Raw genomic sequence first — 8,369 nt, forward strand, 5'->3', positions numbered from 1 at the left:
TGCCGGATCCCACGTCGGCGACTGCGCCTGCGCTTGGGCGCACCGTATTGGGGCCCGTAGAGTCTTCCAGCAGCGATAGCGCGATCTCGGTGGCGGCCGGGTTCGCCGCATCCACCCAGCGCACCCGGTGATCCCGGCGGAACCAGGAGCGCTGCCGCCGCACATAGCGGCGAGTACCGATGAAGGTCCGTTCCCGGGCCGCGTCCAGGTCGTACTCCTCATCCAGGAAGGCCAGCACCTGGGCGTAACCGATCGCACGGCGCGCGGTCTGCCCCTCCCGCAAACCGCGGCCGATCAGCCCACGCACCTCCTCTACCAGCCCCGCATCGAACATCGACGCCGTCCGTTGGGCAATCCGCGTGTCCAGCTCGGCGGTCTCACGATCCACGCCCAGAATCCGGGTGCCCCAGCGCGGTTCTCCGACCGCCGGTGCGGACGCCGCGAACGGTTTGCCGGTCAGTTCGACGACCTCCAGCGCGCGCACCATCCGGCGACCGTCGGTGGGCAGAATGGTGGCCGCGGCGGCCGGATCCGCCTGCCGCAACGCCGCGTGCACCGCGGCGACACCCCCCTCGGCCAGCAATTCCTCCCATCTGGCCCGCACCTGTGGATCGGTGGCCGGGAACTCCCACTGGTCCATCAGAGCCTGGACGTACATCATCGAACCGCCCACGATGATCGGCAGCCGCCCGCGCGACATGATCGCCTCGATATCGGCCGAGGCGGTCGCCTGGTACGCGGCGACCGTCGCGGTTTCGGTCACCTCGAGCACGTCGAGCTGGTGATGCGGGATGCCGCGGCGCTGATCCGGCGGAAGTTTCGCGGTCCCGATATCCATTCCCCGGTACAGCTGCATGGCGTCGATATTGACGATTTCGCCGTCGAGCCGTTCGGCCAACTCGAGCGCGAGATCCGATTTCCCGGTGGCGGTCGGTCCGACCACCGCGACCGGACGCACGGTCTCGGTCACCGGCCTGCCCCGCCCGGTCGCCACAGCCCGGCGTAGTAGCCGACCCCGTAGGGCGCGTCCCGGTACCGCTCGGCAGCCACCGGCGGTTCGGGGTCACCGGCGAACAACCCCGCCAGCGCCTGGTAGGCGACCCGTCCGGACAGCATCAGCTCGGCACACAGCGCGGGATCCAGAGCGAGCAGCGCGGCCCGGTCACCCAAGGCCAGGGCCTGCTCCACTCCGGCCTGTACCGCCTCGGCGCGGGGGTCGAAATAGCCGGGCGCGGCCGTAGACAAGGTCGCGGCGCCGTCCGCGACGACCAGGACGCCCCGCGGTTCGTCCACGGCATCGAGTTCGGCCCGCAATTTGGCACCGGCCTCGGCACAGCGCGCCGGCGAACTGCCGGCTGCCAGCAACTGTGCCCGGACCAGCGCATCCGGCGCCACCGCGCCGCGTAGCCAGCCGGCGATGAGCACCGCCAGCGGCAGATCGGGATCCGGCCCGGATGTCTCGGGCGGCCCGCCCAGCGATACCGTCACCTCCGGGCCGAAGCCCCGGAACGTGCCCGTGACACCGGAGTCGTAGGCCTGATCGGCCGCGCCGGATCCCAGCACCGTCCACTGTGACGCGACCTCGGCCAGCTCCCGTCCGACGGCGAGAACGGCAGCCCGCAACGCCGCCACGGCAGGTTCTCCCGGGGACACCGGGCCCGCCCCACCGGCAGGCGCCGCGCCACCGCACAGTTCGGGAACCAGAACCGGCGGCGAGGGGATGAGAGCCGCAAGACAGAACACGACGTCAACCGTAGCCCGTGCCCGTACAGCTGGGCTGCGCTCGGTCGCTCCGGCGCGACCGCGGCCAGGGGACGGGTATGAGTGTCTCTCCCGGAAACCGGGTGGTAATTGCTAGGGTGCGAGGTATCCGGAAGTGGTACCGGTCGGTCCGGATCCGCAGGTCGGGCCGTATGCGCCGGTTCGGCGCAGTGGCGGCCCGGAGCGCGAACAACAGGCGGACGACCGACCGGCATCACGCCCGCGCGGGCCGTACCGAGCGGCGGATGTGGCCAGATCGAGCGGGCGTAGCCAGAATGAGCAGAGCATAGCCATAATGCGCAGCGCGTAAACCAGGCAGCCGTGACGCGCGGCAGGGACGAGGAGCAATGACCCACAGCAACGGAACCGCCAAACCCGGCCCCGGCACCGCCGGTCGCCCGTCGCCCGCTCCCAAGCCCGGTAACCGTCCCAAACCCGGCGAGCCGCACCCGTCGCCCGCGGCAATGAAACCGGCGGGTCCGGCCACCGAACATCCGCATCCGGTCGTGGTGCCCACCACCACGGACCCGAGTAGATGGGGCCGGGTGGACGAGGACGGCACCGCGTGGGTGAAGACCGCCGACGGGGAACGGATCGTCGGTTCCTGGCAGGCCGGTAACGCCGCCGACGGGCTCGCCCATTTCGGCCGCCGGTTCGACGATCTCGCCACCGAGGTCGCCCTGCTCGAGGCCCGCCTCGCCGCCGGCACCGACGCCCGCAAGACCAAGGCCGCCGCCCTGGCGCTGGCCGAAACCCTGCCCACGGCCGCCGTCATCGGCGATATCGAGGGGCTGGCCGCCCGCCTGCGTGCCATTGCCGAACACTCCGAGGAAGCGGCAGCGCACGCCAAGGAGGAGAAAGAACGCACCCGGCACGAGCACACCGAACGCAAGGAGGCGCTCGCCGCCGAGGCCGAGCAGATCGCCGCAGAATCCACCCAGTGGAAGGCCGCCGGTGACCGGCTGCGCGAAATCCTCGACGAATGGAAAACCATCCGCGGCGTCGACCGCAAGGTCGACGATGCATTGTGGCGGCGGTATTCGAAGGCACGCGAGGCGTTCAACCGTCGCCGCGGCGCCCATTTCGCCGAACTCGACCGGGAACGCGCCGCCGCCAAGACCCGCAAAGAAGAACTGTGCGTCCGCGCCGAGGAACTGTCCGGTTCCACCGATTGGCCGGCGACGGCCGCGGTGTTCCGGGAGCTTCTCGTCGAATGGAAGAACGCCGGCCGGGCTCCGCGGGAGGCCGACGAAGCGCTGTGGCGGCGTTTCAAGAGCGCCCAGGACGTGTTCTTCGCCGCCCGCAATGCCGCGGCCTCCGAACGCGATGCCGAATTCGCCGATAACGCGACCGCGAAAGAAGAACTACTCACCAGCTACGAACCGCTGATAGATCCCGACGCCGATCTCGAAGGCGCCCGGGCGGCACTGCGTGACCTGCAGGAACGCTGGGATGCTGTCGGTAAGGTGCCCCGCGAGCGGATGCACGACCTGGAAGGCCGGCTGCGGGCACTGGAAAAGCGGGTACGCCAGGCCGCCGACGCGCAGTGGCGCCGGACCGATCCGGAGGCGCTGGCCCGGGCCGCGCAATTCCGCGAACGGGTGGCGCAGTTCGAAGAGCAGGCCGCGAAGGCCAGCGCCGCGGGCAAGACCCGCGATGCGGAGAAGGCACTCGAACAGGCCCGCCAGTGGCGCGAATGGGCCGAAGCCGCGGAGGGCGCGGTCAGCAACCTCTGAGTAGCGCCGGGCAGCGCCGGCGCTCACTCGCCGGTACGCCACCCCACGCCGGGTTCAGTCGTCGCCGAGCCGGCGGCGCCACTCCCGGTCCTCATCGCGGGCCGCGGCGATACGCCGCTGTTCCTCCGCCGCGAGCTGCAGCGCGGTACGGCTCCACACGACCTTCACCCAGTGGAAGGTCAGCACCATGATCGCGAGCGTGCCCAGGATCAGCCCGAACCCCGGGCCGGCACCCACGTAGTTGTTGATCCCCGGCGTCTGCCGATGCCAGATCGAGAAAACACCGAACGCACTGCCGATCGCCGAACCGGCCACGGCCAGCCACGCGAGTGCCCAGCGCCGGGTCATCAGTGCCAGCAGCGAGAACCCGATCCCGAATATCAGCGCGAACCAGACGAAGATCCGCGACGGCAGCCCGATGTGCTCGAGGCCGGCCACCTCCGAACCGAGCAGCACATCGAAACCGCGCGCATCGCCGGCGTGCGGTAGGACCAGCGATACCAGCAGGACGAACACTGCGCCCGCCACCACCATGGCACGTACCCCGGGGTCGATCTCCCCCGCGATCCGGCGTTCCACCGCGTCCAGATCCTCGCGGTACTCCTCGAACTTCTCGGTCGTCTCGGCCGGGTTCACTGCATCCTCGTTTCCATCGGCTGATTCGTCGTCTCGCGCCGCCGGGTCACCGGCCGGCGGCGGCACCGGGCCGGGAGCGCCGGACTCGTCCGCCCGCTCCCGATCGTCGTCACCCGGCAGGGTCATACCGCGCACCCGGTGGAGCATCCCGAGCCGACCGGTTCCGGCTCCGGCGCACCGATCCGCGGCAACCCGAGACCCACCCCGATAGGCGCGGTCTTGGGCGTGGTCCCGGCCTCGTGGGCATCACCGGCACGGGTACGCCGATGCGTGCGGACCCCACTGTCGGCGACGAGATGATGCGGTGCCGCGCCCGTCACCGCCACGGTGACCACATCGCCCGGCCGGATCGGCTCGGCCGCACCGTCGGGCCGGAAATGCACCAGCCGGCCGTCGCGGGCGCGTCCGCTCATCCGGGCGGTCGCGGCATTCTTCTTCCCGGCACCGTCGGCCACCAGCAGCTCCACCTCCGTCCCGACGAGCTCGCGATTGGCCTCCAGGCAGATCTGGTCCTGCAGCGCGATGAGCCGGTCGTAGCGCTCCTGCACCACCTGTTTGGGCACCTGATCGGCCATCTCCGCCGCCGGAGTTCCCGGACGCGGCGAATACTGGAAGGTGAAAGCGCTGGTGAACCGGGCTTTCCGCACGACCTCGAGGGTGTGCTGGAAATCTTCCTCGGTCTCCCCCGGGAAACCGACGATGATATCGGTGGTGATCGCGGCATGCGGCATCGCCGCCCGCACCTTGTCGATGATGCCGAGGAAGCGGGCCTGCCGGTACGAGCGCCGCATCGACTTCAGCACCCGGTCCGAACCCGATTGCAGCGGCATATGCAGTTGCGGGCACACGTTCGGCGTCTCGGCCATCGCCTCGATCACATCGTCGGTGAACTCGGCCGGATGCGGCGAGGTGAAACGCACCCGCTCCAGCCCGTCGATACCCCCGCACGCCCGCAGCAGTTTCGCGAACGCGCCGCGGTCACGAGGCTGGTCGGGGTCGGCGAAAGAAGCTCCGTAGGAATTGACGTTCTGCCCGAGCAGCGTCACTTCGAGAACACCCTGGTCCACCAGTGCCTGCACTTCGGCCAGCACATCGCCCGGGCGCCGGTCGACCTCCTTACCGCGCAGCGACGGCACGATGCAGAACGTGCAGGTGTTGTTGCATCCGACGGAGATCGAAACCCATCCCGCGTACGCCGATTCCCGCCGCGCCGGCAGCGTCGACGGAAAAGCCTCCAGCGATTCCAGGATCTCCACCTCGGCGGCATCGTTGTGCCGGGCACGTTCGAGCAGCACGGGCAGCGAACCGAGATTGTGCGTGCCGAACACCACATCGACCCACGGCGCCTTGCGCAGCACCGTATCGCGATCCTTCTGGGCCAGACAGCCGCCGACGGCGATCTGCATACCCGGCCGCGACGCCTTGACCGGCGCGAGATGACCGAGCGTGCCGTACAGCTTGTTATCGGCGTTCTCCCGCACCGCGCAGGTATTGAACACGACGAGATCGGCCGGCGCGCCGGGCGCAGCCCGTGTGTAGCCCGCGTCCTCGAGCAGGCCGGACAAGCGTTCGGAATCGTGCACGTTCATCTGGCAACCGAAGGTGCGGACCTCGTAACTACGCGTTCCGGCCGGCTCGACCCTGGTAGGAAGCGTTACCTGTCCGATCGAATCCACCCGTCCAGGGTACGGGGTATCGTTTCGGCGCCGTCTCCGGCGTCGCAGGATGGGGGCGCTGTCGAACCCTGCGCTCCTCCGCTTCGCTCACCGCTGGGTCCGGTGCCGCTTCTGGGCGTGGGATGGGTCGGATGACCACGGGCTCGGAGCAGACCATCCTTGATCACGAGGCCTGGAATAGACCATCCGTTGACTACGGGGACTCGGAGTAGACCATCCGCTGACCACGGGACTCGGAGTAGGCCATCCGTGAAGGGGCGGGGCTGTAATTTTGGAGGCGCTCCGCGCCTCGAGGGGTGGGGCCCTTACGGGCCCGGTTCTTCACTCCTGCGCTCCTCCGCTTCGCTCACCCGCTCCGTCGCTCCAGAACCGGGCGGGCCCCACCCAGGGAAGGTGAACCATCGATTCAGGTGCGATACGGGGTAGGTGGAGCTGTGCGGGCGCGGCTGGATCACTCGGCATCCGTCGATCGGGCGAGGAGCCCTCCGGAGCCCGGGTCGCCGGCGAAGCACCCCGCACTCGGACCGTTCCCTGTTATCGGGCACACTGGCCGGGTCCGGGGCGCCGGCCGGTTGCTCCGGCGGCAAATCGCCGACGAGCGAACGGATTACGGCGGATTGCGGTCCGGTTAAGGCCGTATGTCGGGTCGGTGTGGCGGCCGGGTGTGTCGCCGAAAGGCGCGCAAATCCGGAAATTCGGCTTAAGGTCATCTGCATGACCGACGCCACCGACGCCGACGCGCCAGGTGCGGCGGGCGATACCGCCACGCCGCCGATGATCTCCCTACGCGCTGTCGACAAGCACTTCGGCGCCCTGCACGTTCTGCGCGATATCAACCTCGAGGTGCCCCGCGGGCAAGTGGTGATCGTGCTCGGCCCCTCGGGTTCCGGAAAATCGACACTGTGCCGCACGATCAACCGGCTGGAACCGATCGACACCGGTGAGATCCGGGTCGATGGCATCCCGCTGCCCGCGGAGGGCCGGGGTCTGGCCGCCCTGCGCGCCGATGTCGGCATGGTCTTCCAGTCCTTCAACTTGTTCGCGCACAAGACGATCGTCGAGAACGTCATGCTCGCGCCGATGAAGGTGCGCAAGGCCAAAAAAGAAGACGCCCGCACACGGGCGATGGAACTGCTGAAACGCGTCGGTATCGCCGACCAGGCGGACAAGTACCCGGCGCAGCTGTCCGGGGGCCAGCAGCAGCGGGTCGCGATCGCCCGTGCCCTGGCGATGAGCCCGAAGGTCATGCTGTTCGACGAACCCACCTCGGCCCTCGACCCCGAAATGGTCAACGAGGTTCTCGATGTGATGGTCTCGCTCGCCAAAGAGGGGATGACCATGCTGGTGGTCACCCATGAGATGGGATTCGCGCGCCGCGCCGGCGACCGCGTGCTGTTCATGGCCGACGGCCAGGTCGTGGAAGACACCGACCCGGAAACCTTCTTCAGTGCACCCGAGTCCGATCGCGCCAAGGACTTCCTGGGCAAGATACTCAGCCACTGACAGCCACGATGGCCGGCCCGGTTCCGCGCACAGCGTGGCAGCCGGCGCGATCGGCGCGGCAGCACAGCACCATCGAGAAGATGAGGGAAGGAAAACCCGATGAGGATCAACCGAGCATTCCGCCTCGCGGTCGGAGCGGTCGCCGTGGCCGTGACCGCAGCCACCACCGCCGCCTGCGGTGGCGGCAGCGATAAGACCGCCCTGGAGAACGCCCAGGAGGGCGAGCTCACCATCGGCATCAAGTACGACCAGCCCGGTCTCGGCTTGCGCAACACCGACGGCACCTACAGCGGCTTCGACGTCGAAGTGGCCAAATACGTGGCCTCCAAACTCGGTGTCCAGCCGGATGCCATCACCTTCAAGGAAGCACCGTCCGCGCAGCGCGAAACGCTGATCGAGAACGGCCAGGTCGATTTCGTGGTCGCCACCTATTCGATCACCGACGCCCGTAAGGAGAAGGTCGATTTCGCCGGCCCCTACTACGTGGCCGGGCAGAGCCTGCTGGTGCGCGCGGACAACAACGAGATCACCGGCCCGGAGAGTATCGCCGGAAAGACCGTGTGCTCGGTGACCGGTTCCACCCCGGCGCAGAACATCCAGAAGAAGTTCCCCGACACCCAGCTGCAGACCTACGACACCTACTCGCTGTGCCTGGAAGGCCTGAACAGCGGCGCGGTGGCGGCGATGACCACCGATGACATCATCCTGGCCGGCTACGCCTCGCAGGCACCCGGCAAGTACAAGGTCGTGGGTGAGAAGTTCACCACCGAGAACTACGGGATCGGTGTGAAGAAGGGCGATCAGGAAACCCGCGACAAGATCAACGACGCGATCGAGGAAATGATCAGCTCGGGCGCCTGGGACACCGCGTTCCAGGAATCGGTCGGCAAGGCCGCCAGCTACGAAACCCCGGAGGCACCGCAGGTGGACCGGTACTGATCACTACATCGGCGGGGCGGGGAGGGGAACGCCCCGCCCCCCCACCCCCGCCCCTCCCCCCCCCCCGAAGAGCGCACCCCCCCCGTTTTATTTTGTTTTTGGTTGCGACACCCCCCCT

General features: G+C 68.7%; 6 protein-coding genes and 1 pseudogene. 3 read left to right on the top strand and 4 right to left on the bottom strand.

Going from position 1 to position 8,369, the window contains the following annotated elements; all coding sequences use genetic code 11:
• Positions 1–58 precede the first annotated feature (58 nt).
• Both miaA and ACFWPH_RS03735 read right to left on the bottom strand, forming a co-directional pair.
• A pseudogene (miaA, locus tag ACFWPH_RS03730) lies at positions 59–970 on the bottom strand (tRNA (adenosine(37)-N6)-dimethylallyltransferase MiaA); the annotation flags it as partial.
• On the bottom strand, positions 967–1,743 hold the full coding sequence (locus ACFWPH_RS03735; protein WP_378747916.1) for a hypothetical protein: 777 nt from the start codon (positions 1,741–1,743) through the stop codon (positions 967–969). The gene ACFWPH_RS03735 and the pseudogene miaA, both read right to left, overlap by 4 nt.
• A 365-nt stretch (positions 1,744–2,108) precedes the next feature.
• Here ACFWPH_RS03735 and ACFWPH_RS03740 point away from each other — a divergent pair, with 365 nt between their 5' ends.
• Positions 2,109–3,497 (top strand): DUF349 domain-containing protein, encoded by a 1,389-nt coding sequence (locus tag ACFWPH_RS03740; RefSeq protein WP_280417028.1) that lies wholly within the window; start codon positions 2,109–2,111, stop codon positions 3,495–3,497.
• Between the two features lie 54 nt (positions 3,498–3,551).
• Here the strand turns inward: ACFWPH_RS03740 and ACFWPH_RS03745 are convergent, their stop codons facing one another.
• Complete coding sequence (locus tag ACFWPH_RS03745) at positions 3,552–4,259, bottom strand: hypothetical protein (RefSeq protein ID WP_378747917.1); 708 nt, start codon at positions 4,257–4,259, stop codon at positions 3,552–3,554.
• Entirely contained in the window at positions 4,256–5,809 is a 1,554-nt protein-coding gene (miaB, locus tag ACFWPH_RS03750) for a tRNA (N6-isopentenyl adenosine(37)-C2)-methylthiotransferase MiaB (RefSeq protein WP_378747918.1), read from the bottom strand. Before miaB ends, ACFWPH_RS03745 begins: the two co-directional genes overlap by 4 nt.
• Before the next feature lie 774 nt (positions 5,810–6,583).
• Here miaB and ACFWPH_RS03755 point away from each other — a divergent pair.
• Together ACFWPH_RS03755 and ACFWPH_RS03760 are read left to right on the top strand one after the other, a co-directional pair.
• Complete coding sequence (locus tag ACFWPH_RS03755) at positions 6,584–7,312, top strand: amino acid ABC transporter ATP-binding protein (protein WP_378748235.1); 729 nt, start codon at positions 6,584–6,586, stop codon at positions 7,310–7,312.
• A 99-nt stretch (positions 7,313–7,411) separates the two neighbouring features.
• Positions 7,412–8,251, top strand: a complete 840-nt coding sequence (locus tag ACFWPH_RS03760; RefSeq protein ID WP_378747919.1) for a glutamate ABC transporter substrate-binding protein — start codon at positions 7,412–7,414, stop codon at positions 8,249–8,251.
• Positions 8,252–8,369: the final 118 nt, after the last annotated feature.

This window comes from Nocardia sp. NPDC058499 (genome assembly GCF_042719915.1).
Classification (GTDB): Bacteria; Actinomycetota; Actinomycetes; order Mycobacteriales; family Mycobacteriaceae; genus Nocardia.

Coding starts and splice junctions, on each gene's coding strand:
- ACFWPH_RS03760 (WP_378747919.1), top strand. CDS start 7,412: ATGAGGATCAACCGAGCATTCCGCCTCGCGGTCGGAGCGGTCGCCGTG.
- ACFWPH_RS03755 (WP_378748235.1), top strand. CDS start 6,584: ATGATCTCCCTACGCGCTGTCGACAAGCACTTCGGCGCCCTGCACGTT.
- ACFWPH_RS03740 (WP_280417028.1), top strand. CDS start 2,109: ATGACCCACAGCAACGGAACCGCCAAACCCGGCCCCGGCACCGCCGGT.
- ACFWPH_RS03745 (WP_378747917.1), bottom strand. CDS start 4,259: ATGACCCTGCCGGGTGACGACGATCGGGAGCGGGCGGACGAGTCCGGC.